This window comes from Vulcanococcus sp. Clear-D1 (assembly GCF_014654725.1).
GTDB lineage: Bacteria > Cyanobacteriota > Cyanobacteriia > PCC-6307 > Cyanobiaceae > Vulcanococcus.
In genome coordinates, this window is the sequence record NZ_JACVZV010000015.1 from 93,083 (window position 1) to 117,762 (window position 24,680).

Below are 24,680 nucleotides of genomic sequence, written 5' to 3' on the forward strand. Positions count from 1 at the left end.
GGTTCAGACCAGTTCAGACCATCTGCTCGGGCCGCACCCACTGATCGAATTCCTCGCCGCTGATCTCGCCCAGCACCAGTGCCGCTTCCCGCAGGCTCAGGCCATGTTTGTGGGCGTGTTTGGCAATGCCGCTGGCGCGGTCGTAGCCGATGGCGGGGGTAAGGGCGGTGACCAGCATCAGGCTCTGGTTGAGCAGGCGCTCGATCCGCTGTTCGTTGGCGCGCAGGCCTTCGATGCAGTGCTCGCGGAAGCTGCTGCAGGCGCCGGCTAGGAGCTCGATGCTCTCGAGCACGTTGTGGACGATCAGGGGCTTGAACACGTTCAGCTCGAAGTTGCCCTGGCTGGCCCCCATCTGCACGGCGGTGTTGTTGCCCATCACCTGCACGGCCACCATCGTGAGACTTTCGCACTGGGTGGGATTCACCTTGCCGGGCATGATCGAGCTGCCCGGTTCGTTCTCCGGCAGCACCAGTTCGCCGAGGCCGCAGCGCGGGCCGCTGCCGAGCCAGCGGATGTCGTTGGCAATCTTCATCAGGCTGCCGGCCAGCACCGTGAGTGCTCCGTGGGCTGACGCCAGCGCCTCATGGCCGGCCAGGGCCTGAAATTTGTTGGGAGCGCTGCTGAAGGCGGTGCCGAGCCGTTCGCTCAATCGGGCCGCCACCGCCTCGCCGAATCCCTTCGGGGCATTGAGCCCTGTCCCCACTGCTGTACCGCCGATCGCCAGCTCGCGCACCCGCGGCAGGCTGAGGCGGATCGCCTCCAGCGCCAGGTGCAGCTGGGCCACATAGCCACTGAATTCCTGACCGAGGCTCAAAGGCACCGCATCTTGCAGATGGGTGCGACCGATCTTCACCAGGCCGGCGTAGCTCGTGGCTTTGGCCTGCAGCGCTGCTGCCAGCTGCTCCACCGCCGGCAGCAGGGTGTTCTCCAGCTCGAGCACCACAGCGATATGCATCGCCGCCGGGAACGTGTCGTTGCTCGACTGGCTGAGGTTGACATGGTCGTTGGGATGCACCGGGCTCTTGCTGCCCAGCTCCCCACCGAGGGATTCGATCGCGCGGTTGGCGATCACCTCGTTGGCGTTCATGTTGCTCTGGGTGCCAGAGCCCGTTTGCCACACCTTCAGCGGAAACTCCCCATCCAGCTCGCCGCGGGCTACCTGCTCAGCGGCCGCCACGATCGCGGCGCAGAGGCCGGGGTCCAGCTTGCCCAGATCGCGATTGGCTTCGGCGCAGGCTGCCTTCAGCTGGCCGAAGGCATGCACGATCGCCAGGGGCATGCGCTGGCCGAAGGGGAAGTTGGTGATCGAGCGCTGGGTCTGGGCCCCCCAGTAGTGCTCGGCGGGCACCGCCAGGGCACCCATGCTGTCGGTTTCCTGGCGCGTGCTCATCGGGAGGCCACGATCTCGCTGTTGAGTTCGTTCACCTCGCGGCTGAGGCTGAGCTTCACGTCGCCCTGGGGTTTGAGGCCTGTGACCTCCGTGAGGGCGACATTGATGGCATCAATACTCACCGGGCCGACTTCATCCAGCACCGGTTTGCCCTCGCTGTTGAACACCACCACCTGGGGGATCACGCCTTTCCAATAGCTGGCGGGATCGGTGGGGCCGTGGGTGTCGCGATTTTGGATCGGGTCGGTGGAGAGCAAGATCAGCTCAACGCTGCGGCCCCAGAGGCGCTGCAGCTCGTTGAACACCACGGCGTATTGCTTGCTGGCGGCGCTGTCGTCGAGGAAATAGCCCAGCACGATCGGCCGATGGTTGGCCATGGCATCGGCCAGCGTGCTGCGGGGCGGCACGAGGGAGCCGTTGCCGGCGTAAAGGGCGTAGATGTTGCCGTCGTAGCTGTTGGTATCACGCGCGGCATCGGCCGCACCGGGAGCCAGGCCCAGGGCCAGCAGGGCGGAGAGGACCAGGGCTGCCAGGGGTTTCAGCAACCGGGCCAGGAGGCCGGGCATCAAGACCACGGTAAGGGTGAGGCCATTGTGACCTTCGAGGTTCATCCTCTGGCGATGCGGCCTCAGCCGCGGCTGATGCTGCGGCCCATTCCCTGCAGCACGCCCTTGCCCACCAGCCCGATAGCCCGACCGATCACCTGGGTGAGCACCACGACCACCAGATCGCCGAGCCTGCGGATGAAGCTCTGCAGTTGCGGAGCCAGAGCATCGCGCGCCTCCAGGCTGAGGGTGATCAGCTGCTGGCCCCAGCTCAGCTGGCGCAGCTCGCTGTCGCGGGGTTCGGTGAGCAGCTGGGGTGTGATCGCTCCGTTCTGGAGGCCATAGAGCAGCCGGCGGCTTTCGTAGAGCTGCACCGGCCGCTCGAACAGGTTCCCCCAGCGCTGCTGGGAGTTGAGTTGGTTGCGCAGGCGCTCAAGGTTGCGGGTGGCGAGCAGATCGGGCCTGAGCAGGTAGCGGCGCAGCTCCGGCCAGGTGCTGCAGCAGCTGAGGATTTCGGCGCTGATCAACTCGGCGCTGCGGATCAGCCAGTTGCCAATCAACAGCTCGAGATGGAGCAGGGCCTGGGGCTCATCCGGTGCCAACAAACGGCCCTCCACCAGCAAGGGCTGGGCCTGCACGAGAGCCGCCAGCATCGGCAGGGCCAAGGGGAGATCAGGGTCGATCGCGTTCAACTCGCTGGCGCCGCTGAGGCTTTCGGCCACCGGCAGCAGGCCGCCCTGCTGGGGCAGCTGCACGTATTCACCGGCCATGCTCCGGAGGGAGAGGCGCCGCAGCTCGGGCTGCTGCTGCAACCAGCGCTGCTCCAGCTCGTTGCCGCGTAGCTGTTCATGGCGCAGGCGGGTGATCAAAAGATCGAGCTGGCTGATCAGGGCCAGGAGCAAATCACGGCGGTGATCGGGATTCAGCCCGTCGAGGGCCAACAGTTGCCCGCTGCTGTTCGACACCCCGCTCTCGATGGCGGCTGTGAGCCGCAGCTGGATCGCCTGCCAGACCCCTTCAGCCGTGCGCTGGCGCACGGTGATCGCGGTGCTGCTTGTGGTTGGTTGGTTGGTGGCGGCAGCGGCTTGGGGGAAGGCCATGCTGATCGGCCCCCACAACCAAAGCAGCAACCGCCGGGCAGCAGCCAATTCCCGCAGACGTCCGTGCAGGAGCAGCCGGGTGAGGCCGCCGCAGCCCTGCTTGAGCCAGTGGTGGCAGCGCCGCTGCTCGCTGTCGATCTGGCTGAGCCCGGAGCGCAGAAGCCACTGGCCGAGGCCGATCGCATCAGGTTCAGGTCGTTCTGCTGCCAGGGGGCGTAGCTCCACCACCCGTCCACCGGCCAGCAAGGTGCTGACGGCTGCGGGGATCTCAGCAGGTTCGGCCTGCTGCAGCAGGCCTTCACAGGGCAGTTGCAGCAGTTGATCGCTGCTGTAGGGGCACTCGCCTGGAATCAGCAGCAGCAGCGGTGCGGGCTGCCAGCGATCCCGCAGTTGATGAAGCTCGCGCTGCAGGGTGGCCAGCGGAAGATTCCCTCCGGCACTCCAGATCACCAGACGGACACCTCCGCTCACGTCTTCTGGGTCGAGGGCCCCCTTGAACTCTGGTTCAAGCAGCCGAACGAGGCCCTCGCGCAGCAGCGGCTCGGCCAGGATCAGCAATTGGGGTGCAGCCTTGGCCTCGGGCACGTGCGCCAGCTGATGCAATCTGGGGCGCACGTTAACGGGCCTCGACCGGCTTTCCAGGTCAGCGGGGCCGCCCGCTCAGATGAAGGGTGTAGCTCTCAATTGAGAAACCGGTGTGCTCTTCGATCTGACGGAGCAGATCAGGGGGGAGTTCCACATCCAGATCCTGGATGGAGCCGGTGTTCAGGCAAGTGAGGTGGCTGTGGGGGTCGCTGCGGTAGCCGTACAGCCGGCCGCTTGCCCGATCGAGACACTCGATCACTCCGGCGCTCTGCAGAGCCTCGAGGTTCTGATAGACGGAGGTGTGGCCGATGTTGCGGCCACGGGCATTCAGTTTTTCGAAGATGTCGCGGGCGCTGAGGTGATCCTTCACGTCCCAGAGCAGTTCGAGCACCATGCGGCGCTGGCGCGAGAGGCGCATGCCCAGATCGCGGCAACGGCCGATCGCAGCCTCAAGACCTCCAGCGGCGATCGGGTTGGTTGCGTCCGTGGGAGATGTCACCGCCAAGACAGGCGTGTGTGGCTTATCCCGTTATAGAACCCGTAGGCGAAGTGAGTGCGTCTTGTAAGCGTTCCGGACCAATCGCCTGCAGCGCTTCGGCCAGATCCACGGTGCCGTCGTAGAGGGCACGGCCCACGATCACCTCTTCCACCCCCAGCGGTGCGATCGACAGCAACGAAAGGATGTCTTCGAGCGTGCCGATGCCGCCGGAGGCAATCACCGGAATCGAGCTGGCCTCCGCCATGGCCCGCAGGGCTTCGAGGTTGGGGCCCGCCAGGGTGCCGTCGGTCGCGATGTCGGTGCTGATGATCGCGGCCACGCCGCAGCCTTCAAAGCTCTTGGCCAGGTCGGTGGCCTTCACGGTGCTGGTCTCGATCCAGCCGCGGGTGGCCACCAGGCCGTCTTTGGCGTCGATGCCCACCACCACCTTGCCGGGGTGCCGTGCCGCCAGCTCCTTCACCAGCTCAGGCTTCTCGATCGCCACAGTGCCGAGGATCACCCGGTCGAGGCCGCAGGCCAACAGTTCTTCAGCCCGCTCGGCGCTGCGCACACCACCACCCAGTTGCACCGGAATTGAGAGGGCGGCGGTGATCGCCTTCACCGCCTGGTCGTTGATCGGCTGGCCGGTTTTGGCGCCATCGAGATCCACCAGGTGCAGCCGCTGGGCGCCCTGGCGTTGCCAATCGAGGGCCTGGGCTACGGGGTCGTCGTTGAAGCGGGTCACCTGGTCGTAGTCGCCCTGGTGCAGGCGCACGCAGTGCCCGTCGAGCAGGTCGATGGCGGGGATGATCTGCATGGCGGCCGGCCGGCTCAACGACTGCCAGCCAGGCTGCCAGAGGCCCCGATCACGCAGTTGGTGCAGCGGCACCAGCAGCCGGCACTGGCGATCGAGCACCGCCTCCAGCCGGGCCGCCCGGTCGGCTCCTTTGCCCTGCTCCCCCAGCAGCTGGAAATGGCGGTAGCCCTGGGTGAGGCCGAGGCTGGCGGGCTGGGCGGTCCAGGATTGGGGCAGTTTCATGGCAGCTGGGCCGCGAGGCCGTAGGACTCGTGGTCGGCCGGATCGCTGAGGCCCAGCTCAAGGCGCCATTGGCTCACGGGTTTCTCCCAGCCCTCCTCCCAGCGGGCCGCCGCCAGACAGCTGGCTTGGCGAGCGATGGCATGGCCGTGGCTCACGGCACAGCTGATCGCTTCAAAGCGTTCGATCTGAAAGCGGAAGCTGGCCAGTTGCCCCGCGCTGGTGAGCAGCACGTAGGCGGGAAAGCCGATTTGAGCGGCCGTCACCGCCAGCACGCCGCTTTCGCCGGACGCTGCTGTGCCGAAACCACACACCACGTGGTGAATGTCGTGGGTGGTTGCGATGCGTTGCGTCAGCCACTGGGCTTCGCTGGTGGTGGGCCGCGGACGGAAGAACTCCGGGTCGTAGCCGAGGCTGGTGATCAAACGGGCGTAGCGCCCCCCGAGGGTTTCCGGCGGCAGCTGGACCATGTGTTGGATGTCGGGCTGCAGAGGTGGGTAGCGCCCATCCATCAGCTCCGCGCCCCCGGGGAGCGCCCGGAAACGGCGCACACAGTCGGCCATCTGGGGGCTGTCGAGGAAGCTATCCACCAGGTCAGCCACGCTGCTGAGATCACCGCCGCTGCGGCCGATCGCAGCCAGGAGCTTGAGGTTGTTGAGCGCCTGCACAACCTCTTGAAACCGTCCCATTCGGCCGTCTGCCCATTGGCACCCAGTGTGGGGCGGCAAGGCTTTGAATGACCGCCTGTTTGATCAGCTCCGGCGTGAAGATCCTCGTGATGGGCGGCACCCGCTTTGTGGGTAAGCCCTTAGTGGCGCAGCTGCTCTCCGAGGGCCATGAGCTCACCCTGTTTACCCGCGGCAAGAACCCTGTTCCCGCCGGCGTGGAGCACCTCTGCGGCGACCGCAGCACCGCTGAAGGCCTCGCGGCGCTGCAGGGCCGCAATTTCGATGTGATTGTCGATAGTTCCGGCCGCAGCCTCGACGACAGCCGCGCTGTGATCGAGCGCACCGGTGCCCCCAGCCACCGCTTTCTGTACGTGAGTTCCGCCGGTGTTTACGCCGACAGTGAGCTCTGGCCGCTCACTGAAGACTCCCCCACCGATCCCCAGAGCCGCCACAGCGGCAAGCTCGACACCGAGGCCTGGCTCACGGCCGAGAAGATTCCCTTCACCAGCTTTCGCCCGACTTACATCGTTGGTGCCGGCAACTACAACCCGGTGGAGAGCTGGTTCTTTGATCGCATCGTGCATGGCCGGCCCGTGCCCCTGCCCGGCGACGGCAGCACGATCACGCAGCTCGGCCATGTGAACGATCTGGCTACGGCGATGGCCCTGAGCCTCGGCGTGGATGCTGCCGCCAATCGCGTTTACAACTGCAGCAGCGTGCAGGGCATCACCTTCCGGGGGCTAGTGGCTGCTGCTGCCCGCGCTTGCGGCAAGGATCCCGCGTCGGTGGAGATTCGCAGCTTCGATCCCTCCGGACTGGAGAAGAAGGCGCGCAAGGCCTTCCCGCTGCGGATGGCCCACTTCCTCACCGATGTGACCCGCGTGCAGCGCGAGCTGGCCTGGACGCCGACCTACAGCGTCGAAGCGGCCATGGCCGACAGCTATGCCAACGACTACGCCGGCCGCATGCCCACCAGCCCTGACTTCAGTGGTGATGCGGGCCTGATCGGAGGAGCCTGATCAGGCTTTGCGCAGGTAGCCCCAGGCGGAGCTGAGCGCCAGCAGCAACGAGGGCCAGAACAACCAGAAACCGAGACCGTGCAGAGCGCCGATCGCTGCGGCGGGGCCCCAGCTCTGGGGCCAGAGCAGCAGCAACAGGGCCAGGAACTGCAGGATTGTTTTGGCTTTGCCGCTCCAGGAGGCCGGCCCGCCACTGCCTTGCCCCGCCCGCCAGCCAGAAATCAGCAGCTCACGGGCCAGCAGCAGCCAGATCGCCCATAGGGGCAAGGCGCGGGCGGCGCCCAGCCAGAGCAGCGGCGCCAGGATCAGGATCTTGTCCGTAAGGGGATCGAGGCGAGCTCCCCACACCGAACCGCCGCCAGCGCGGCGGGCCAGCCAGCCATCGGCAGCATCGCTGAGCCCGCCCAGCAGCAGCAGCCACCAGGCCAGGCTGCTCCAGCCTGCGGCCAGCGCCAGGATCAGCGGCAAGCCGATCACAGCGCGACCCACGGTGAGGCCATCCGCCAGACGGCGGCATTGAGATGCGTTCATGGCGGGTCACAATGGCGCCAGTCCCGAGCCTGCCATGGTCGTTGAACGCCGCGTTTCCGAAGTGATGACCACGCCGGTGCGCAGTGTCTCCACCACCACACCGCTGCAGGAGGCGGTGCAGCTGATGAGCGAGCACCACGTGAGCGGTCTGCCGGTGCTCGATGCCGATGGCGCCCTGGTGGGTGAGCTCACCGAGCAGGATCTGATGGTGCGCGAGAGCGGCTTTGAGGCAGGCCCCTACGTGCTGCTGCTCGATTCGGTGATCTATCTCCGCAATCCCCTCAATTGGGATAAGGAAGTGCACCAGGTGCTCGGCAGCACTGTGGGTGAGGTGATGAGCAAAAACGCTCACCACTGCTCGGGTGATCTCTCCCTGCAGGCCGCGGCGCGGCTTCTGCATGACCGCAGCACCCAGCGCCTGTTCGTGTTGGACGGTGCCAACAAGCCCGTGGGCGTGCTCACCCGCGGCGATGTGGTGCGCGCCCTGGCCGGCGCCTAGGGCAGTGGCGGTGGCGGCTGAACGGGCGGCAGCAAGGGCGGTGGCGGCGGAGCACCCTGCGGCAGGGTGCCGGGCTGCTGGTTCACAGCGGGGTTGAGGGCATCGGCCTGGGGCTGTTCTGGCACCAAAGCCGGATCGGCCGTCGTGGCCTCTGGATCGGCTGGCAGCTCCATCCCTTCCTGCAGGAGTAGCGGTGGCGGCAGGTCGGGAGCCAAGGGTGCGGTGTCCTCGCTGGTGGCAGCTGCTTCGCTGTCCTGCAGCAACCGCAGGGCCATCGGGTCGGCGGTGATCGGCGGTTCCCTCAACGGCGATTGCAGGCCTTCGCGCTTGGGTGAGCGCTGGCCCTTCGGCTCCCAGATCAGTCTTGCCAGCGGTTCAACCCCTTGTTCCATCAGCCGGTTAAAGCCCGCCAGCGCTCGATCGAGGATCTGTGTCCCCAGCGACTGGCCGCATTCCAGCGGGTTGCCGCAGCTGCGGTTGCTGGTGCGTTTGGCGATGGCGTCGATCAGGTTGCCCTGCAAGGGCACGGCGCGCTGGCTCAGCCGCAGCAGATAGGGCACGTGCACAAAGCTGGTGGCGCCGCCGCTGATCCAGTTGGCATCGTCCTGGGTGAACCCTTTCACGCCGGGGATGATCAGGCGGCTCTTGGAGGCGTGGTCCGGTAGGTAGGCGGCCCGCAGTCCACGTCTTCGGGCCAGGGATTTGGTTTGTTCAAGGGTGAGGCCGTCGCGGCTCATCAACACCTCCAGGCGGCCATCAGGCCGCAACCCCATCACCATGCGGATGCGCGGCAGGTAGTAGCGGATCTGCTGCCCCATCGAGATGCTGTAGGCGCCGCGGTAGCTGCCGGGCGGGGTCTCGAGGTCGTTGTAAACGCTGTGGAGGCCGCCGATGAAGCTCTCGTAGAGGGCTGCGCGCTCCGGGGTGAGTTCGCCATAGCCGAAGTCCACCTGGCCGTTGTGGCGGATGCCGATGAAGGCCCGTTGGCGCGCGGCGGTGCGGTTGCGGCCGCGCCACACCCGGGCGCCGAGCTTGATGTCGCCGAGCGGAACGGTGATCTCCTGCCCGTTGTCGTTGACATGCCGCTCGTACATCGGCCCCGACACGTAGGCCAGGGCAGCGCTGTCTTCAAAGGCGTCTTGTTCGCGGTCCCAGCCTTCCAGCAGATCGAGCTGCACCTGGCGGGGGTCGAAGTCGAGGGCGTAGACCTCGTCGTTGGGGAGATAACGGAAGGCTTCTCCGCTGGCGGCTGGCTGCGTTAGCTCAGCGGCGGGCGGAGCTTCGGGCAGCGGTGGTGCGATCGCAACGAGAAAGGCCAGTCCTGCCAGCGGCACTCCGATGGTGAGCCAGCGCTTGCGCTGCCACTGGGGCCGCGGGTCTTTGCGACGGGCGGCTGGCGGTGGCGGGGAAGCGGTATCCAGTTGCGACAGCCCGATGCTGCAAATCTACGGGCCGTGCCCTGAGTCGCCCTCAGGGCACGGCCAGCACGTGGCCATCGGCGATCACCCAGCGCTGGTAGTCCGATGAAACGGCCCAGCCGCCGGTGAGGTGGCCGAAGGCCGGCAGCAGCAGTTGGCGGGTGGTGTGGTGCAGTGCAAAACAAGGCAAGCGCAAGCGATCGGCCCCCTGGCCGAGCACCGCCACCGGGTGCACATGGCCCGCCACATTCAGCAGGTCAGGTTCGTGGGGCGTGCAGGGTTCATGGCTGAGCCAAAGGTCGCCGCAGCGCTGTGGCGGCCCTGCTCTCAGCCCCTCCAGCCAGCTCCCCTGATCGTGATTGCCACCGATCAGCTCCAGCGGGCAGCCCAGCAGCTCGGGTAGGGCTCGGATCTTGGCGCGTAGCTCTGCGGTGAGCCCCACACGGCTGTGGATGAGGTCGCCCAGCACCACAACCCGCTGCGGTTGGTGCTGCGCCGCCAGATCGAGCAGCTGATTGAGCGTGCTCAGATCACCATCGCTGGGCAGTGGAATGCCGCTGGCCTGAAAGCTCTCGGCTTTGCCCAGATGCAGATCCGCCACCAGCAGGCAGCCGCTGGCCCCATCCCATAGGGCTCGTTGGGGCAGCAGCTCCAGGCTGCTGCGCTGCCAGATAAGGGTGCCGTTCCCGCTCGCCGGCGCGGTCTTCATCAACGTTGGCCCATCACCAGCTGATAGGCCGGGCGCTGCTGGGTGGCAGCGATCGTGGCTTGCACCTGGGGGAAGGGGCTGAGGTCGATCTGGGGGAAAAAGATCGGCAGGTACGCGAGGTAAGCGTTCACGGCGCAGTCGGCCACGCTCCAGGCGCCGCCCATCAGGGGGCCTTCGCCAAGCTTGCGATCCAGCACCTCCATCAGCCGCGGGAATTCGCGCTCGCGATTTGAGGGCACAAACAGCGCTGTGGCCAGGGTGGCGTTCGCGAACAGCACCCACTGCTGGGCCAGGCCGCGCTCGGCCGCGTTCTGGCATTCGCCGCCATAGCGCTCAGCCAGGTACAGAAGGATGGCTCCGCTCTCGAACAGCTGCAGGCGCCCGCCGGGCAGGGCGGGATCTTCATCCACAAGGGCGGGCACCTTGCCGAAGGGGTTGATCGCCGTGAAGGGCTCCTGCCGGTGCTCGCCGGCCTCCATGTCGAGCAGCTGCCAGGTGTAGGGGATGCCCTTCTCCTCCATGTACCAGCGGGGCATGGATGCCCGGCTGCGGGCACCGCCGTAGAGGGTGAGGGCCATGGATGCGATCAAGCAGAGGCGGGCTGCTCAGTATCGGGCTGGGTTGCCGCTGCTGTGGCCCGCCGGCCTCAATGGCATCACAGTGGTGTTAACGCACCTCCCGCCTGTGGTTTTGCAGAACGCCGCGCTGCTGCGCCTGGCTCCCCTGCTCGTTCCGCAGCCCCGCCGCGGCGTGGTGGGCAGCAGCCGCTATGCCCGCAGCCTCCGCGATGCCGTGCGCCTTGCCGCTCAGGATCCGCAGCGGCGTCCGGTGTTGATCAGCGGTGAGCCCGGGCTGGAGAAAGACAACCTGGCGGCGCTGATCCACTACGGCTCCCCGCAGCGCCAGCAGCTGATGTTGCGATTTGATGGCGCGCTGCTGAAGCCAGATGGCAGCGAGGTGTTCGGCGCGGGATCCGATGGGGCGGAACCGCCATTGCTGGAGTTGTTGGGTGAGGGCTCGCTGCTGATCGACAAGATCGATCAGGTGCCCGCTCCGCTGCAGGAACAGTTGCTGGAGCTGGCGCGGAGCGGGCAGTGGTATGCGGGCGGCACCGTGCACACGTTTGCGGGGCGCTTGTTCTTCACAGCGGAGAGCAGCCTGCCGGCCCTGGATCGCTGCTGCACGTTGATCCGGGTGCCGCCGCTGCGGGTGCGCCGTCAGGACCTGGGCGAATGGTTGCGCTACGGCGTGCGTCAGCGCAGCCGCAAGCTCGGCTGGCCTGCGCCACCCCAGGTTCCGGAGGCGGTGGTGAAGCGTCTGCAGAGCTACGACTTCCCCAACAACCTGCGGGAGCTGGAGGTCCTGATCTATCGCGCCCTGCAGCAGGTGCGCCGCCAGGGGCAGGACTGGCCGTCTGTGCTGCCCGACGACGTGTTCTGGACAGCTCCGCGCCAGCAGCGCCTGCGCTTCGACATCTGGCGCTGGAAGCCTCAGCTCAGGGAGTGGATGCGGGCGCCATGGCTCTGGAACGGATTGCTGTTCGCTCTGGTGAGCTGGGTGTTTGTGCTGATCAACCTGTGGTTGTGGCTGGGTCCGCAGGAGCGGCAGCACAACGGCGCCCTCAATCTGTTCTGGGCCTGGTGGTGGCCGCTGATCCTGCTGGGTTTTCCGCTGGTCGGACGCCTTTGGTGCTCCTTTTGTCCGTTCATGGTGTGGGGGGAGATCAGCCAGCGACTGGCCCGGCGCCTGGGCTGGCAGCTGCAGCGCTGGCCGAGAGGCGATAGCGACAGCTGGGCCTCGCCGCTGCTGGCGGCCGGCTTTGCGCTGATCCTGCTGTGGGAGGAGCTCTGCAACCTGCAGAACACCGCCTGGTTGAGCAGTTGTCTGCTGTTGTTGATCACCGCGGGAGCGGTGATCGGTTCGCTGTGCTTCGAGAAGCGCTTCTGGTGCCGTTACCTCTGCCCGGTGGGCGGCATGAACGGTTTATTCGCCAAGCTCGCCATCACCGAATTGCGCGCCCAGGTGGGCACCTGCAGCGGGAGTTGCAGCACCTACGCCTGCTTCAAGGGCGGCCCCGCCGACGGTGAAGGCCTGGCCACCGCCGGTTGCCCGCTCGGCACCCATCCGGCTCACCTGGCCGATAACCGCAACTGTGTGCTCTGCCTCACCTGCGTTCAGGCCTGTCCGCATCGCTCCGTGCAGCTCGTTCTGCGGCCCCCGGCGGCCGATATCCAGCGGGAGATGACCCTGCCCCCTGGCGAGCCTGCTCTGTTGCTCGTGCTTGCCGGTGATGTGTGCCTGCACCACTGGCAGCGCCTGCTGGGTTGGAGTGCGCTGGCACCGGCCAGCCTGGTGGAGGGGCCCTGGCTGCCTCGATTGGCGGCGGCAACCCTGGCGCTGGCTGTGCCCTCGGCGCTTTTTTTGTTGGCCCGGATCTGGTTTTCTCAGGCCCGGCTGATCCGCACCCTCTACGGGTTGTTGCCCCTGGTCTGGGCTCTGCTACTGGCGCGCCACCTGCCGATCGGCATGGCCGAAGCCGGAACCCTGCTTCCAGTGTCGGGTCTGGTGGCTGCTCCGGCCTGGAGTGCTGATCCCCATGTGATCGCGTTCTGCCAGAGCGTCGCCGTGGTGCTGGGGCTCAGCTGGGCGGTAGTGCTGCTCCGCCGTCAACTGGCCCGCACGCGTCGGGCTTGGCTGGGGGCTTCGGCTTTGGCGGTGTTGCTGGCGGCGGCAGGTCGTTGGCTGGTGGCGCTCCCCTTCGCTTGAAGGTTGCAGCTGGCCCCTGCCAGCACCCGGAGCTCAGTCGCTTCACGTGGCGCACCTGGTGTGCGCGCCCCACATACACCCACACCGCCTCGCGGCGGCTCCCGTGGTGAAGCTTGCGTTGGTACAGGCGCGGCGCCCCCTCGAATCGATCGAGCTGCTCGAGCAGCGCAGCATTCACCCGGTAGAGCTCGCCCTCGATCGCGCTGCCCGGTTCGCTGCAGGGGATGGCCATGGGGTAGGGGCCCAGGTCGTAGAGCGCCAGCCCTTCGAGGCGTGCGCAGCCAACCCACACGGCCTGCTGCAGCTGCGGGTGGTTGGCCATGCCGCGCTTGAGGCTGCCGTACACGAACAGCAAGGCGTCAGAATCGGCGCCGTTGCCGGACCGCTCCATGACGATTGCCCTCCTGATCGCACTGGCCGGTTCGCTCGGCCTGATGGCTGTGATTGTGCGCCGGCTCGAGCGTTCCTGAACGCTGCTGATCGCGCGGGCAGAGGATGTCGATCACGGCATCGGCATTCACGGTGCGGATCACGCCGGTGTCCACGCAGGCGATCTGAAACAGCGAGTTGGCGTTGCAGCGCGCTCCGCCTTCGGCATGGATCACCTGACCCACCCACCAATCGGGGGTTCGGCGCACGGCCACCAGATCGCCCACTTGCACCGCCAGAAACCGGGGTTCGCTCACGGGTCCGCCCATTTGCTTCGGGTTTTAGTCCAAATGTACTGATGCCGTTGTGTGTGGGTGTCTCGCGCTTGGGTTGTCGGGGTGGGCGGTGATGCGCAGATTGTGAGCAGTGCCGCCACGAGCCCGTGCTGCGTTCCCGTCTTCTTCAGATCGCTCCCGTCTTCGCGCTGGGGTTGAGCCTCCAGGGTTACGCCGCGCCAACCGTGCATGTGCTGAACAGCAACCTCACCCAGGCTGAGGTGGTCGCCGCTCAGCAGGGCTGGTGTGATGCGCTGCTCAAGATCAGTGCCGCCTATGCCAGTGGTGGGTTCAGCAAGGCGAAGGTCACGGCTGAGGCGGTGATCGATCAGGCCTATGCCTATCAGTACGGACCGGTGGCGTTCAAGCCCACCTTGGCCTCGGGATCGCAGACCTTCCGCCCCACCCGTGCCGGTGCTCTGGCCTATTTCGTTGGGGGCAATCCCGCCTTTCCCAACGACAAAGGCTTTGCCCTCAAGCCCTGGCGCTCCTGCGAGGTGATCAATCAGGTGATTCAGCTCAACGGGAGCTATGCCACCACCATGGGCAACGTTCGTTTCGTTGATGCCTCCGGCAAAACCACCACCGTCGACAAGACCTGGTCGTTCATGAAGGAGCCCGATGGCTCCATCCGCATCGTGCTCCACCACTCCTCGTTACCGTTCGAAAGCTGAGCAACTGATCCGCAGGACCGCTTGTCGAATCAGGTGTCAGGGGCCAGGGGGCGCGCTGTGCGCCCCCTGATTCATGGCTGCGTTCAGCTTGTGTGTTCTGCGGAACCTGGCGCATCCTCCTCAGGCTTGGCATGGTGAGAGACCCAGGGGTTGGTTCCCATGAGCTGGTCAGAGCTGGAGCGGCTGGTCTGCGACTCCGAGGCCGACGCCGCTATGCAGCGTGCGCTTAAGCACTGCCGATCCCGCAAGGAACTGATCCTGGCGGCCCGGCGTCTGGGCTACCGCATCACGCGCATCGATCTGCAGCGGGCCTGGCAGGAGCACCAGCAGCTCGAGCAGGAAGCTCAGTAGGGCAGGGTGAAGCCCGATTGCATGCTCTTGAAGTCGAGCATCACCCAGGTGAGCCACACCAGCAGGCCAATGACCCCGGATACCGCTGCGATGCGGCCCGCGGCGCGTAGGACCAGTTCCAGCAGGCTGATTTCTTTCACGGGCGGCAGCGCTCACCTGCTCACTATGGGCGGCGCAGCGTTGCTCTGCGGCCTCACAGCGCTCATGGCCATGATGCCTCCTGTGGCTGCCGAGCCCTGGAAAACCTGCTGGTTCAACGATCAGCCCATGGCTTGCCGCGATCGGCATCAAGGCGATGGCAGCCTCACGATCGAATGGCGGGATGGTTTGGCGATGACTTACACGCTTGTGCGTGAGGGCGCCACCCGCTCAACCCTGCGGGATTCCCTGGGGGGCCTCTGGCAGCGGGAGGTGCTGGTGCAGGGCAATGCCGTGTTCACCCATGCGCAAAACGGCAACCGGATCGTGGTGCCATTGCGAGCGGATGCGGGGCTGGCGTGTCCGGCTGCGGTGCGAGCCCAGATTGATGGGCTCTACCGCTGGCAACTCGCGCGGCAGGAGCATCCGGGGCCGATCGCGATGGGGAGCCAGCGTGATCGCTTCACCCCGGAGCTGTTCTCGCTGCTGGAGCGGGCCGTCGCCCTTACCCCTGCGGATGGGCGCTTTGTGGATTTCGATCCCTTCAGCGGCACGCAGGCGAGCACCGTGGGGGCCACGCTGCAGGGGTGCCGCCCTGATCAGGCGGGCCGCCTGATGGCTCGGGTGGCTGTTCGGGCGGGGCTTCGGGGGCGTGCAGCCGAGCCAGCCCAGCAGCTGGGTTATGTGCTTCGCCCAACGCCGAAGGCAGGTTGGCGTATCGCCGACATCGTCTACTTGCGGGAGCCATCGTTTCGGCTCTCCAGGTATCTGAAGGAGCTAATGGAGCAGCGGCTATGAGCGAGATCGGTTCGGCGTTGCCGGTTGCCCTGGTGCAGCTCTGCGCCACAGAGGATGCCGGCCTGAATCGCCGCCAGGCCGAGGCCTGGCTGGAGCGCGCTGTGCTGGAAGCGCCCGGCGGAGGTCGGCCGCGGCTGCTGATGCTTCCCGAAGTGTGGAATGCGCCCTATGCAGTGGATCGCTTTGCCGCCTTTGCCGAGCCAATCCCGGAGCCCGGCGCCGATCTCACGCAGGGGCCATCGCCTTCGCTGGCCATGGTGGCGAGCCTGGCCCGCCGCCATGGTGTGGCGGTGATCGCTGGTTCGATTCCCGAGCAGGGCGAAGCAGGGCTCATCTACAACACGGCCACGGTGGTGGATCCCCGTGGGGTGCTGCTGGCGAAGCATCGCAAGCTGCATCTGTTCGATGTGGATGTGCTCGGCGGGATCTGCTTTCGCGAATCCGACAGCCTCACGGCAGGAGAGGCCCTCACCGTGCTCAGCGGCTCCAGCGACCCCCTCGGCACCGGGCTGCAAGAACCGCCCAACCTGGGCCTGCTGATCTGTTACGACATCCGCTTCCCGGAGCTGGCCTTGCTGATGCAGCAGCGCCACGGCTGCACGCTGCTCGCTTGTCCGGCCGCCTTCAACACCACCACCGGGCCGCGGCATTGGCATCTGGTGATGCGGGCCCGCGCCATCGATACCCAGTGCTTTGTGCTCGCCTGCTCCAGTGCCAGGCCTCTGGGTGGTGGATATCCCAGCTACGGCCATTCGCTGGTGGTGGATCCCTGGGGAACGGTGATCGCCGAGGCCGGAGAGGGGGAGCAGGTGTTGCAGGCGCAGCTTGATCTCAGCCAGGTGGCGCTGGCACGCCAGGCCATTCCCACCAGCCACCAGCGCCGGCACGACGTGTATCGCCTCAGTGGTGCGCCTGGCTCGAGCGTTCATGAAGCCCACTTCATGAATACCGATTGCGTTGGATGAAGAGCAGTGTCGATGCGGCTTTGGCGGTTGCCAGGGCCCTTTGGCGGATCCATCGTGAGCACATCGGGATTCGGAGGCGCCATTGATGGACGACACCCCCCCTGAGCACCAGAGAGGAGCGCGCTGACGATCCGGCCCCTGCTCCAACACTCTCAACGGATCTCTGATGTCCCCCGAGCGCGACGGTGTCGCGCCGTCCACTGCGCCGCCTGAGGTGCCCCGGACTCAGTGGGACGTCCCCCTAGACACCTGGCCCCAGGTGCCAGCGCCGGCAGCTCCGCCCCACAACCAAAGACTTCAGACCTCGATCGCTGGATCGAGGTTGTTCACAAGCATCACGATGGCAACGCTGGCCCCAATCCGCGGGCAGATCAGCTGAGCAGGCAAACGCCCGGGGCTCAGGTCCCGGGCTTTGTTGTGTTTTCAGGAACGTTGTTCTAGGGAATCTCTGGATAAACGGGGCAAAGCGGCGGCAGTGAGCACGAAAGAGTGCCTTGGACCATGAATTGCTTTTGAGACGATTTTCTGATGACTTCTGGCCTCGTATTCATCCACTCTGGGCTGGTTCTTGAGGCTGAATCGCTCGTTTCAGCCATACCAATCCCATACTCAGGCTGTTGCGAGCAATTGCCTTCGGGCCTGGAAAAGATTCGATAGTGCTGCCAGCATGTGGATTTTGCAGCGGTTCTTGGCCAGGCCGCGCAGCCTGGTGTTCTGAAAGCCGAACTGCTGCTTGATCACGCGGAAGGGATGCTCGACCTTGGAGCGGATATGAGCTTTGGCCGTCTCGATCAGATCCTGCAGCTTTCCATCTGGTGTATCCGGTAGAGCCCTGCGTTTGCCAGGTCGCATCGCCACCCTGAATTCCGTTGCCTTGCGTGCCATCTCAGGTCTCTTGGCGATTCCCTGGTAGCCGGCATCGCCGTAAACGACCTCCTCATCACCGTGGAGGAGCTCTGCCGCGGGAGTGAGGTCATGCACGTTGGCGGCGGTGACGACCACTGAATGGATCAGGCCCGAGTCCTTGTCCACACCGGCGTGGACGTTCATGCCGTAGGCGCAGCCTTCCGCGAAGCGGTGATACCACTGGTTGCCCTTTTTCGTCTGGTGCATCTCCGGATCCCGCTTCCCTGCCTTGTTCTTGGTGGAACTGGGTGCGGCGATGAGGGTGGCATCGACGATCGTGCCTTGCCGCATCGTCATGCCCCGCGCACTGAGGTGGGCCTTGACGGTTTCAAAAACCTGCTCGCCCAGCTTGTGCTTCTCCAGCAGGTGGCGGAAGGTGAGGATTGTGGTCTCATCCGGGATCCGATCGCTGATCAGCTCGATACCGGCAAAGCGACGCATGGTGGGTACCTCGATCAGGGCCTCCTCCATCGCTGGATCGCTCAGGGAATACCACTGCTGCAGCAAGTGAATGGTCAGCATCGTCGCCAGGGGGTAAGGAGGGCGGCCGCCTTTCTTGTTCGCTTTGGGGTAGTGGGGCTCAATCAGATCGATCAGTGCCTGCCAGGGCACCACCGCCTCCATCTCAGAGAGAAACTTCTCACGCTTGGTCTGCTTCTTGGCCGTGGTCAGCTCGTAATCCGAGAAGCCGAGCTGCTTGCCACCCATCAACTCTGTCCCGGCCTGGCATTACAGGGCCATTGTCGCGTGGATCGCTCGGGTTTCCCAGACTCTCCCTAGGGGTTTGAGTCAGGATGCCGGAACGGTTGACGATGGAGTGTTTGCCCGCTGTCTGGCTTCGCCCGTTGCTGCTGCTTCCCCTTCTCTGGCCCGTGGCTGGGGTAGCGCAAGACATGGCGGCCTACGGCCACCTGGCGCAGCGCTGCGGTGATTCGGGTTCGCCCGCTGCATGCCGCGCGGCTCTGGAGCAATCCCATCGCCTCAAGAACTGGGCTGAAGCGCGAAAGCGCTGGCGCTGCTACACCGCCGTTCTCGCTGCCGAAGCCGAGATGATTGCTGCAACACTGCCGATCAATCGCGAGAGGCCTTCGTCGGATGCTCTCCAGGAGATGAGGCTGGTGTGCCGCCTTTAACGAGCCCCCAGCGCCGTTGGTTTGATCTCGCCGGTTTCCATCAGGCATGCGTTTTGCCAGCCCACCTGCACGGGCAGGTGGGGGCAGGCGGGGTCATGGGCTGCGGCCACTGTGTCGGTGCCCCAGCGCAGGGAGCCGTTGCGGGAGAAGAGACCGGTCCTCGGACATTTGTTGCCTTTGCCCGCCAGTTCAGGGTCATGGCCGTCTGAACTGAGCACCATGCGGGTCAGCATTCCTCCGCGTGGTGAATCGCCGATCACGCGGGTGCAATAGCCAGCTCCTGAGTAGGCATGCCCCGCCGGGCAGGTATTGAGGCTGAGCTTGGTTGGAGTCTCCGTTCCCTGTTGATGCATCTGGATGCAACCGGCGTAATCACGCGCATCCACGCAGAGTTTGTGCAGTTCGGGGTCGATATCGGCGAAAGCTGGAACGGCAGCAGCTGTCACGAATGAGCAACTGAGCAAGGTGGCCTTCACCACGTTCATGGCCGTGCGTTGGCGTTAGACCGCCCCTGGCCGCTGCCTTCTATGCGCTAAACACGGGGCTCCTGATCAATATCTGTGATGAGCGTTCCTGCATTGCCGGCGGTGGTGAGCCTTGCGGCGCTGATCACCTATCAGGGCACGGCGATGGCTGTGGGTCAGGCGCGGGTGAAGCACAAGGTGATGCCCCCGGCCACATCCGGTCCGGAGCCATTTGAGTGCGCTCTGCGGGTGCAGCAGAACACCCTCGAGCAGCTGGTGTTCTTCCTGCCGGTGTTCTGGCTGGCCGCCTTGATGGGAAGCGAAACCTGGGCTTGCCTGCTCGGCTTTATCTGGGTGGGTGGTCGCGTCGCCTACGGCGTGGGATACCGGTTGGCACCGGGCAAGCGCGGCCCGGGCTTCGGCATCAGCTTCCTGTGTTCGATCGCCCTGCTGGTGATGGCGATCGTGGCGGCGTTCAGCCAGGGATGAGGCGCAGCAGGGTCGCTGCCGTGGCCAGCTGACGCAGGGGAATGCCGAACAGCAGGCTCACAAAGTCGATGGCAACGGTGGCGACCACTGAGGCGGGAAGCGTTCCTGAGAAGTGTAACGAAAGATTGCGCGACCGCTTCTCGTGGCCGAGGGCTCAGCCGTGCCCTCCGTTCATGCGCCTGGGTTAGTGGGGCTGCTCGATCCCTGCAAGACCGCGGCGAAACAGCTCCCTGGCGTAGTCGGTCCAGGTGCCCTGGCCCCAGTAGCGGAAGCAGCTGGTTTCCAGCAAGAGCAGATGCAGGAGCGCGTTCTGGTAGGCGGGGCTGCGGGTTGTGCCGGGGTCGTCTGCAACAGCTGCATCAAAGCGTTGGTGAAAGCGCGCGCTGAGCTCTTGCATCGGCTCCAGCACGTTGGTGTAACCCTCCACCCAGCTGATGTTGTTGGTCCAGGACGAGCCCTCCAGGTTCACAGGGCCGCCTGAATCCGCTTCTTTCCAGAACCGGTGTTGGCCGGCCGCCTGAATCGGGGTGAAATCCTGCTCCGACACACCGCTGGCCGCCAGCCGATCGAGATATTCCGTGCCGTTGATCGCAGTGGTGCGGCCATCAGCGTCGTCGCGCAGGCGCTGGTAGCTCTGAATGAAAGCCGGTGGGAATTCGTTCATCATCACGCCGCCGTTTTCGCCATCGGCGATCTGAGCCACCAGCGGCGGGATCGTGGTGGATCCGAGCTCAACAGGCTGCAACCCCATCGCTTCATAGAAGGGCTGCATCTGCCCCACCAGCTTTGTGTCAGACCCCTGGGTTTTGATCAGCGCCGTGATCTCGGCCAGCTGGCCGGCGCGATTGCGGGCCACAAGTTGATGGGGAACGAGGCATTCCGCATGGCTGAGCCCGGAGCCATCGGTGTTCTCCACGCTGTGTTCCTGCACCAACAGCCAGCGGTAGCCCGCCTGTTTCAGGGCCACCACCAGGGCGAAGAGCACATCGGGGTCATTGGGCAGGTGCATCTCCGGTAGGGAGAAACCGCGCACCCTTTGCAGGGCCGCCTCACCGAAGAGGGCCGCGAAATGGTGTTGCCAGGCCTGGATCTGCAAGGCGAAATCGGCCACCGGTGTGGAGCTTGCTACGGCGTGGCCCCAGAAGGTGCCGAGCCACTCCACATGCAGTTGCAGGCTGGGGTCGCAGGCGAGCTGGTGCAGCGCATCGAGAATGTCGCGCCGGCCCATCTGCTCGAAGCCCCACAGCAAGGTGCCGGAGTAATCGAGCATGATCCGCGGATTGCAGCCCTCTGCAATCAGCTGCGGGATCAGATCCGCCATGCGGCGGTAGCACTGGGCAAAGGGTTCAGCGTTGTGGTTATCGCCTTCGCCGGGGTGCTCCAGCATGTACTGGAGATGGCTGATCAGCTCACCATGGGCCCCGGCGGGGATGGTGGGCTGATGCATGTGGAGCGCGCAGGCAAAGCAGGCGTTCACCCCCGCCAGGCTTTGCGCTGGGCTGGCCGGCGCTGCTTGCGCCATCAGGGCGCGCAGTTCAGCTTCACGGCCAGCAATTGGGGGCAGCGGTTTTAGCGCTTCACAGTTGTCCAGATCCACCAGGCAATCACTCCCACGATCACCCAGGGCAGCAAGGCCCGCAACAACACCAGTGCGCCGATCACCGCCAATGCCGACACCGCCACGCGGCGCGTCAGCGCTTTGGCCTCGTCGGTCATGTATTTCCAGCGGGGAACGAGCGGCATCCGTGGCGTTGAGGCTGGTTGGGGTTCTAGCTAAGTGCGGCGGCGGCGATTGGCCTTGCGCGTACCGCCGTAGCGGTAGCCGGGTTGCGCGCGCAGGCTGGGCCAGCACTGCGGGCACACCAGTTGCCATTGCGGATCCAACGCCGTGCTCACCCGGTAGTGGATCGGCCCATGGGCCTGGCAGCGCTCGCAGCACATCGTCTCCGCTGGCGCGGCTGGAGGTTGCAGCAGCTCGAGTTCCGGCGGCGTGGAGCGCCGGCCGAGGGCGAGATTGCGATGCGGGTAGCGCCCGAAGCGCCGCAGCAGATCCGCATGGCGTTTGGCGATGGCGGTGGTGGCGGGATCGCTGTAGCGATCGAAGAGCCCCACGCTGGCCTCTACCACCTCAAGGCATTCGCTGTGCAACTGCGGCATCAGCCAGAACTGGCGCCGCACTCGAACCGGTTCAGCCTCAATCCAGCCGAGTTCGAAGGCCCGTTGGCTGAGGGCCAGGGCGCGGGCATCACCGCTGAAGGCCCGGGCCTGATCGCGCCAGATCTGACGGCTGAATTGATCGAGCACCAGCACCAAGGCCAGGGCGCTCTCTGGCTCCGCTTCCCAGCTGCCGAGACCTCCGGCGCAGGCCTGTTTGGTGAGTGCGCCGAAGCGATGGTGCACCACAGCGTCGAAGGCGTCGCTGCGGCGAAACCATTGGCGCGGTTTGCTCTCGTTGAACCAGAAGTGGAGAACAGCCTCGGCCCCGATGCCGGGGCGGGCATCGCTCATGCGCGCTTCTGGCTGGCGGCGTAGAGCACGGCGCCGCCGGCCACCACCGTGAGCAGCCCAGTACTGATCAGGAAGCCCGTGAGCATGAACAGGCCCAGCAGCGAGCCGAGCAGCGACATCTTCACGCGCAGCAGCTTCGACTTGATCAGCAGCACCAACAGCAGCATCACCGTGGCTTTCAGGCCGGCGATCCGGGCTGCACTGATCGGGCAGAAGGGATTGAGGAGAAGCATGGCCGCAGTGGCTGGATCACCACTCTGTCGAAGCCGGCACCGGGCTGCGCGTGGCTGTCAGGCTGGATTGATCTGATTCGTGCATCGATGAAGCGAGCGATCCTCAGTGGCCTGGCGACAGCGGTGATCCTGCTGGGTCAGGCTTTGCCGGCCTTCGCTGAGTTCACGCTGCCGCCGTTGCCCTACGCCCCGGATGCGCTGGAGCCGGCGATCGACGCCACCACGATGACCATCCACCACGACAAGCATCACGGCGCCTACGTGGCCAACCTCAATGGCCAGATCAAGGGCAACCCGCAGCTGGCCAAGCTCAGCCTCGATGCTCTGCAGGGGCAGATCTCGCGCTTCCCGGTGGCGGTGCGCAACAACGGCGGCGGCCACTGGAACCACAGCCAGTTCTGGGCGGTAATGGCGCCTGTGGGACAGGCCGGTGAACCATCGGCGGAGCTGCTGGCGGCGATTGAGGCGAGCTTCGGGTCGCTGCAGGCGATGCAAACCCAGTTCAGCCAGGCGGCTGCTGCGCGCTTCGGCTCGGGTTGGGCCTGGTTGATTCGCACACCCGATGGGGGTCTGGCGATCACCAGCACCGCCAATCAGGACAACCCCCTGATGGATCTGCCCGACATCGAGCGCGGCACGCCGTTGCTCGGCCTCGACGTGTGGGAGCACGCCTACTACCTCAACTACCAGAACCGCCGGCCCGACTACATCAGTGCCTGGTGGGATCTGGTGAACTGGAACGAAGTGAACCGCCGCTTCAACGCATCGCTATGACGGGCAATCTGCAGGCCATCGGCTTTTTGATCACCTGGGTGCTGGGCTGGGGGATCGGCGCTTCGCTGATCGATGCGGGCCTGATCCATGCAGGGGTGTATTCGCTGGAAACCGGCCAGCTGGGCACTGCCACCACGTTTGTGTTGTGGACTGTGCTCTGGGGCAGCGGCGGCGTTTGGTTGTATCGCTACTGGACCAAACCCAGCGCGGGCTGATCGGGAGACGCACCCACATGGAACGGGGGTGATGTGCGTAGCTTTTGCTACATCACCTTGTTGGTTGTGATGTCTTCGCCCGCAAACATCGGCGCTTCATCTCTTCCTTTTCGGCGTACGGTTTCGTTGGTTCAACGTTGATTCAGCTGACGCATCGCAACGAGGTGAAACCATGGACGGCAACACAATCACTGCCCTCCAGGCCAAGGCTGATCTGGCCGCCATCCGTCACACCATTCATCAGCGTCGCTTTGAGTGGCTCACGCCTGAGAGCCTTTGCGCTGGGTTGAGAATTCCACGATCGCGGGCTGAAGCGATCCTGGCTGAGTTGGCTGGCACCTGCCTGCAGGAGGAGATCTGGTCGATCAAGGCCTCTGTGCTGTACACCACGATTGCCGATGATCCCGGCGCCGACCTCGAGCTGTTGCTGCGGCAGGTGGGCTTCGACAGTGTGTTTCAGGCCTGCTCCATCTTCCGCCACTGCTACGGCATGACGCCCATGCGTTTTCGGGTGCAATGTCAACGGGTCTGGCGGCAATCGCTGGCGGCCTGAGGCGTTTCAGCTGGGCAGGTTGCAGAACAGCTGAGTGGGGAGCCGGCAGGTACGCCAATCGCCATTGGCAGCGCACACCTCCACCCCGATCAGCTGTTGCTGGGGTTCGGCGCAGATCTGTTCCAGCCACTCCACCGCATCGGTGATCGCCTCATCAAGGCTGCTGTAGCAATCATCCAGATGCTGATGGGGCTCAAAGCAGGCATCAATCAGCCGATAAATCCGTTCCATCGCCGCTCAGCTCTCCGTGTCTTCCTCCGGAAGGCCATGCTGATGGGGCTGATGCGGATCGAATGGTGTTCGATCCAACTGTTTTAAGAATCGCTTCAGCAATCTTTAGGCCTGCGGGAAGCTGAAGCTCTCCACGGTGCGGGCCTCGGCTGTCAGGGCTTCGGATTCGGAGCTGGTCTCCACAATCGAGAGGCCCCGCACCGTGCCGTCCGCCAGGAACCAACGATCCTTCTGCAGGGCCTGAAACACCTCACGGGCCTGCTCCAAGCTGGGAAAGCTGCCCACGTTGGCGCTCCCCCAGGCATCGTGGCTGAGCACGGAATACGTCATAACGGGGATCCTGGCAGCTTTCGGCCATCTGCCTAGGGTGATGCCAGTTGCCTGATTATCGGTGAACTCGCTTCGCTCCATCGCAGCCCTGGCCCTTGTGGGTACACCGATGTTGGGTTCCGGTGCAGCGCTGGCTCAGAACCGTATTCCCAAGCTTCCCGGTTACGACCAGTGCCCGCTGGGTTACGTGAACGACCTCAAGCAGAGCTGCTATTCGCCGATTTACTACGAGGTGCAGCCCACGGGTGGCCAGGCCTGCCCGTCAGGTTGGATGAACATCGGCGCCGGGTACTGCAAGAAAAAGACCCTCGGCATCTTCTGATCGCGCCAGGTTGGGATCCACGCGAGCTAGCCGCTCGAGGATGGTGTTGAGGTCCAGTTCGGAGAGCTCTCCGCTGGACGTCCACTTCATGCAGGTGGATCCCAGGCAAGTTGGGTTGGACCTGTGCTCTTGGCTAGGCGGTTTGAGG

The 24,680-nt window shown here is 65.3% G+C and carries 33 protein-coding genes and 2 pseudogenes; 13 read left to right on the forward strand and 22 right to left on the reverse strand.

What is annotated here, in order from left to right; all coding sequences use genetic code 11:
• Positions 1 to 13 precede the first annotated feature (13 nt).
• The 7 genes and pseudogenes from fumC to H9532_RS04775 all read right to left on the reverse strand — a co-directional run bounded on the left by fumC (position 14) and on the right by H9532_RS04775 (position 5,823).
• A complete protein-coding gene (fumC, locus tag H9532_RS04745) occupies positions 14 to 1,390 on the reverse strand; it encodes a class II fumarate hydratase (RefSeq protein WP_296366094.1) in 1,377 nt (458 codons plus the stop codon).
• Positions 1,387 to 1,956: a thylakoid membrane photosystem I accumulation factor gene (locus tag H9532_RS04750; RefSeq protein WP_296366095.1), complete on the reverse strand. Its 570-nt coding sequence runs from the start codon at positions 1,954 to 1,956 to the stop codon at positions 1,387 to 1,389. Before H9532_RS04750 ends, fumC begins: the two co-directional genes overlap by 4 nt.
• A gap of 62 nt (positions 1,957 to 2,018) precedes the next feature.
• Complete coding sequence (locus H9532_RS04755; RefSeq protein ID WP_296366096.1) at positions 2,019 to 3,620, reverse strand: DUF3685 domain-containing protein; 1,602 nt, start codon at positions 3,618 to 3,620, stop codon at positions 2,019 to 2,021.
• Positions 3,621 to 3,678: 58 nt separating this feature from the next.
• Complete coding sequence (locus H9532_RS04760; protein WP_296366642.1) at positions 3,679 to 4,038, reverse strand: transcriptional repressor; 360 nt, start codon at positions 4,036 to 4,038, stop codon at positions 3,679 to 3,681.
• A gap of 103 nt (positions 4,039 to 4,141) precedes the next feature.
• Complete coding sequence (hisA, locus tag H9532_RS04765; RefSeq protein WP_296366644.1) at positions 4,142 to 4,915, reverse strand: 1-(5-phosphoribosyl)-5-[(5-phosphoribosylamino)methylideneamino]imidazole-4-carboxamide isomerase; 774 nt, start codon at positions 4,913 to 4,915, stop codon at positions 4,142 to 4,144.
• 33 nt (positions 4,916 to 4,948) lie between these two features.
• A pseudogene (locus H9532_RS04770) lies at positions 4,949 to 5,137 on the reverse strand (TIGR02450 family Trp-rich protein); the annotation flags it as partial.
• On the reverse strand, positions 5,134 to 5,823 hold the full coding sequence (locus tag H9532_RS04775; protein WP_296366097.1) for a Coq4 family protein: 690 nt from the start codon (positions 5,821 to 5,823) through the stop codon (positions 5,134 to 5,136). The pseudogene H9532_RS04770 and the gene H9532_RS04775, both read right to left, overlap by 4 nt.
• Positions 5,824 to 5,897: 74 nt before the next feature.
• Here H9532_RS04775 and H9532_RS04780 point away from each other — a divergent pair, with 74 nt between their 5' ends.
• Positions 5,898 to 6,821, forward strand: coding sequence for an NAD-dependent epimerase/dehydratase family protein (locus H9532_RS04780; protein ID WP_296366646.1), 924 nt, complete (start codon positions 5,898 to 5,900; stop codon positions 6,819 to 6,821).
• Here the strand turns inward: H9532_RS04780 and H9532_RS04785 are convergent, their stop codons facing one another.
• A complete protein-coding gene (locus H9532_RS04785) occupies positions 6,822 to 7,352 on the reverse strand; it encodes a CDP-alcohol phosphatidyltransferase family protein (RefSeq protein ID WP_296366098.1) in 531 nt (176 codons plus the stop codon).
• 34 nt (positions 7,353 to 7,386) lie between these two features.
• Between H9532_RS04785 and H9532_RS04790 the strand changes: the two genes are divergently transcribed.
• Complete coding sequence (locus H9532_RS04790; RefSeq protein ID WP_296366099.1) at positions 7,387 to 7,851, forward strand: CBS domain-containing protein; 465 nt, start codon at positions 7,387 to 7,389, stop codon at positions 7,849 to 7,851.
• On the opposite strand, the gene H9532_RS04795 is transcribed toward H9532_RS04790, so the two are convergent.
• The 3 genes from H9532_RS04795 to H9532_RS04805 form a co-directional block, all read right to left on the reverse strand.
• Entirely contained in the window at positions 7,848 to 9,191 is a 1,344-nt protein-coding gene (locus tag H9532_RS04795) for a hypothetical protein (RefSeq protein ID WP_296366649.1), read from the reverse strand. The two genes, H9532_RS04790 and H9532_RS04795, sit on opposite strands and share 4 nt — an antisense overlap.
• Positions 9,192 to 9,321: 130 nt before the next feature.
• The gene (gene pdeM, locus H9532_RS04800) at positions 9,322 to 9,978 is read right to left on the reverse strand and encodes a ligase-associated DNA damage response endonuclease PdeM (RefSeq protein ID WP_296366100.1); all 657 of its coding nucleotides are present in this window, start codon (positions 9,976 to 9,978) and stop codon (positions 9,322 to 9,324) included.
• Positions 9,978 to 10,556 (reverse strand): glutathione S-transferase family protein, encoded by a 579-nt coding sequence (locus tag H9532_RS04805; RefSeq protein ID WP_296366101.1) that lies wholly within the window; start codon positions 10,554 to 10,556, stop codon positions 9,978 to 9,980. The genes pdeM and H9532_RS04805 overlap by 1 nt, the downstream gene beginning before the upstream one ends.
• On the opposite strand from H9532_RS04805, the gene H9532_RS04810 reads away from it, so the two are divergent.
• Positions 10,555 to 12,744, forward strand: a complete 2,190-nt coding sequence (locus tag H9532_RS04810) for a sigma 54-interacting transcriptional regulator (protein ID WP_296366102.1) — start codon at positions 10,555 to 10,557, stop codon at positions 12,742 to 12,744. The two genes, H9532_RS04805 and H9532_RS04810, sit on opposite strands and share 2 nt — an antisense overlap.
• Before the next feature lie 28 nt (positions 12,745 to 12,772).
• Here the strand turns inward: H9532_RS04810 and H9532_RS04815 are convergent.
• Positions 12,773 to 13,135: pseudogene (locus H9532_RS04815) on the reverse strand (gamma-glutamylcyclotransferase family protein); the annotation flags it as partial.
• Positions 13,104 to 13,430: a DUF3104 domain-containing protein gene (locus H9532_RS16010; protein WP_366664521.1), complete on the reverse strand. Its 327-nt coding sequence runs from the start codon at positions 13,428 to 13,430 to the stop codon at positions 13,104 to 13,106. The gene H9532_RS16010 and the pseudogene H9532_RS04815, both read right to left, overlap by 32 nt.
• 125 nt (positions 13,431 to 13,555) lie before the next feature.
• Between H9532_RS16010 and H9532_RS04825 the strand changes: the two genes are divergently transcribed.
• Positions 13,556 to 14,122, forward strand: a complete 567-nt coding sequence (locus tag H9532_RS04825) for a phosphoribosyl-AMP cyclohydrolase (protein WP_296366103.1) — start codon at positions 13,556 to 13,558, stop codon at positions 14,120 to 14,122.
• A gap of 159 nt (positions 14,123 to 14,281) precedes the next feature.
• A complete protein-coding gene (locus tag H9532_RS04830) occupies positions 14,282 to 14,473 on the forward strand; it encodes a Nif11 family protein (protein ID WP_296366104.1) in 192 nt (63 codons plus the stop codon).
• Here the strand turns inward: H9532_RS04830 and H9532_RS04835 are convergent.
• Entirely contained in the window at positions 14,467 to 14,613 is a 147-nt protein-coding gene (locus H9532_RS04835) for a hypothetical protein (protein WP_296366105.1), read from the reverse strand. The two genes, H9532_RS04830 and H9532_RS04835, sit on opposite strands and share 7 nt — an antisense overlap.
• 73 nt (positions 14,614 to 14,686) lie before the next feature.
• Here H9532_RS04835 and H9532_RS04840 point away from each other — a divergent pair, with 73 nt between their 5' ends.
• Positions 14,687 to 15,409, forward strand: coding sequence for a hypothetical protein (locus tag H9532_RS04840; RefSeq protein WP_296366106.1), 723 nt, complete (start codon positions 14,687 to 14,689; stop codon positions 15,407 to 15,409).
• Positions 15,406 to 16,374, forward strand: coding sequence for a carbon-nitrogen hydrolase family protein (locus tag H9532_RS04845; RefSeq protein WP_296366107.1), 969 nt, complete (start codon positions 15,406 to 15,408; stop codon positions 16,372 to 16,374). Before H9532_RS04840 ends, H9532_RS04845 begins: the two co-directional genes overlap by 4 nt.
• 609 nt (positions 16,375 to 16,983) lie before the next feature.
• Here the strand turns inward: H9532_RS04845 and H9532_RS04850 are convergent.
• The gene (locus H9532_RS04850; RefSeq protein WP_296366108.1) at positions 16,984 to 17,988 is read right to left on the reverse strand and encodes an IS5 family transposase; all 1,005 of its coding nucleotides are present in this window, start codon (positions 17,986 to 17,988) and stop codon (positions 16,984 to 16,986) included.
• 113 nt (positions 17,989 to 18,101) lie between these two features.
• Here H9532_RS04850 and H9532_RS04855 point away from each other — a divergent pair, with 113 nt between their 5' ends.
• The gene (locus H9532_RS04855; protein WP_296366109.1) at positions 18,102 to 18,413 is read left to right on the forward strand and encodes a hypothetical protein; all 312 of its coding nucleotides are present in this window, start codon (positions 18,102 to 18,104) and stop codon (positions 18,411 to 18,413) included.
• Here the strand turns inward: H9532_RS04855 and H9532_RS04860 are convergent.
• Positions 18,410 to 18,898, reverse strand: coding sequence for a hypothetical protein (locus tag H9532_RS04860; protein WP_296366110.1), 489 nt, complete (start codon positions 18,896 to 18,898; stop codon positions 18,410 to 18,412). The two genes, H9532_RS04855 and H9532_RS04860, sit on opposite strands and share 4 nt — an antisense overlap.
• A 78-nt stretch (positions 18,899 to 18,976) precedes the next feature.
• On the opposite strand from H9532_RS04860, the gene H9532_RS04865 reads away from it, so the two are divergent.
• A complete protein-coding gene (locus H9532_RS04865) occupies positions 18,977 to 19,366 on the forward strand; it encodes an MAPEG family protein (protein WP_029552982.1) in 390 nt (129 codons plus the stop codon).
• A gap of 184 nt (positions 19,367 to 19,550) precedes the next feature.
• On the opposite strand, the gene H9532_RS04870 is transcribed toward H9532_RS04865, so the two are convergent.
• The 4 genes from H9532_RS04870 to H9532_RS04885 are packed head-to-tail and all read right to left on the reverse strand — an operon-like array spanning position 19,551 to position 22,107.
• A complete protein-coding gene (locus tag H9532_RS04870; RefSeq protein WP_296366111.1) occupies positions 19,551 to 20,888 on the reverse strand; it encodes a glycosyl hydrolase family 57 in 1,338 nt (445 codons plus the stop codon).
• 47 nt (positions 20,889 to 20,935) lie between these two features.
• Positions 20,936 to 21,109, reverse strand: a complete 174-nt coding sequence (locus tag H9532_RS04875) for a hypothetical protein (protein ID WP_296366112.1) — start codon at positions 21,107 to 21,109, stop codon at positions 20,936 to 20,938.
• Positions 21,110 to 21,139: 30 nt separating this feature from the next.
• A complete protein-coding gene (locus H9532_RS04880; protein ID WP_296366113.1) occupies positions 21,140 to 21,874 on the reverse strand; it encodes a DUF924 family protein in 735 nt (244 codons plus the stop codon).
• Positions 21,871 to 22,107, reverse strand: a complete 237-nt coding sequence (locus tag H9532_RS04885) for a hypothetical protein (protein WP_010309096.1) — start codon at positions 22,105 to 22,107, stop codon at positions 21,871 to 21,873. Before H9532_RS04885 ends, H9532_RS04880 begins: the two co-directional genes overlap by 4 nt.
• A gap of 87 nt (positions 22,108 to 22,194) precedes the next feature.
• Between H9532_RS04885 and H9532_RS04890 the strand changes: the two genes are divergently transcribed.
• The 3 genes from H9532_RS04890 to H9532_RS04900 all read left to right on the forward strand — a co-directional run bounded on the left by H9532_RS04890 (position 22,195) and on the right by H9532_RS04900 (position 23,649).
• A complete protein-coding gene (locus tag H9532_RS04890) occupies positions 22,195 to 22,881 on the forward strand; it encodes a superoxide dismutase (RefSeq protein ID WP_296366114.1) in 687 nt (228 codons plus the stop codon).
• Positions 22,878 to 23,096, forward strand: a complete 219-nt coding sequence (locus H9532_RS04895; RefSeq protein ID WP_296366115.1) for a hypothetical protein — start codon at positions 22,878 to 22,880, stop codon at positions 23,094 to 23,096. The genes H9532_RS04890 and H9532_RS04895 overlap by 4 nt, the downstream gene beginning before the upstream one ends.
• Positions 23,097 to 23,268: 172 nt before the next feature.
• The gene (locus tag H9532_RS04900; RefSeq protein ID WP_296366116.1) at positions 23,269 to 23,649 is read left to right on the forward strand and encodes a hypothetical protein; all 381 of its coding nucleotides are present in this window, start codon (positions 23,269 to 23,271) and stop codon (positions 23,647 to 23,649) included.
• Positions 23,650 to 23,655: 6 nt separating this feature from the next.
• On the opposite strand, the gene H9532_RS04905 is transcribed toward H9532_RS04900, so the two are convergent.
• Both H9532_RS04905 and H9532_RS04910 read right to left on the reverse strand, forming a co-directional pair.
• Complete coding sequence (locus H9532_RS04905) at positions 23,656 to 23,880, reverse strand: hypothetical protein (RefSeq protein WP_296366117.1); 225 nt, start codon at positions 23,878 to 23,880, stop codon at positions 23,656 to 23,658.
• Between the two features lie 105 nt (positions 23,881 to 23,985).
• On the reverse strand, positions 23,986 to 24,210 hold the full coding sequence (locus H9532_RS04910; RefSeq protein ID WP_296366118.1) for a hypothetical protein: 225 nt from the start codon (positions 24,208 to 24,210) through the stop codon (positions 23,986 to 23,988).
• 109 nt (positions 24,211 to 24,319) lie between these two features.
• Here H9532_RS04910 and H9532_RS04915 point away from each other — a divergent pair, with 109 nt between their 5' ends.
• A complete protein-coding gene (locus tag H9532_RS04915; RefSeq protein WP_296366652.1) occupies positions 24,320 to 24,532 on the forward strand; it encodes a hypothetical protein in 213 nt (70 codons plus the stop codon).
• The last annotated feature ends 148 nt before the right edge of the window (positions 24,533 to 24,680 follow it).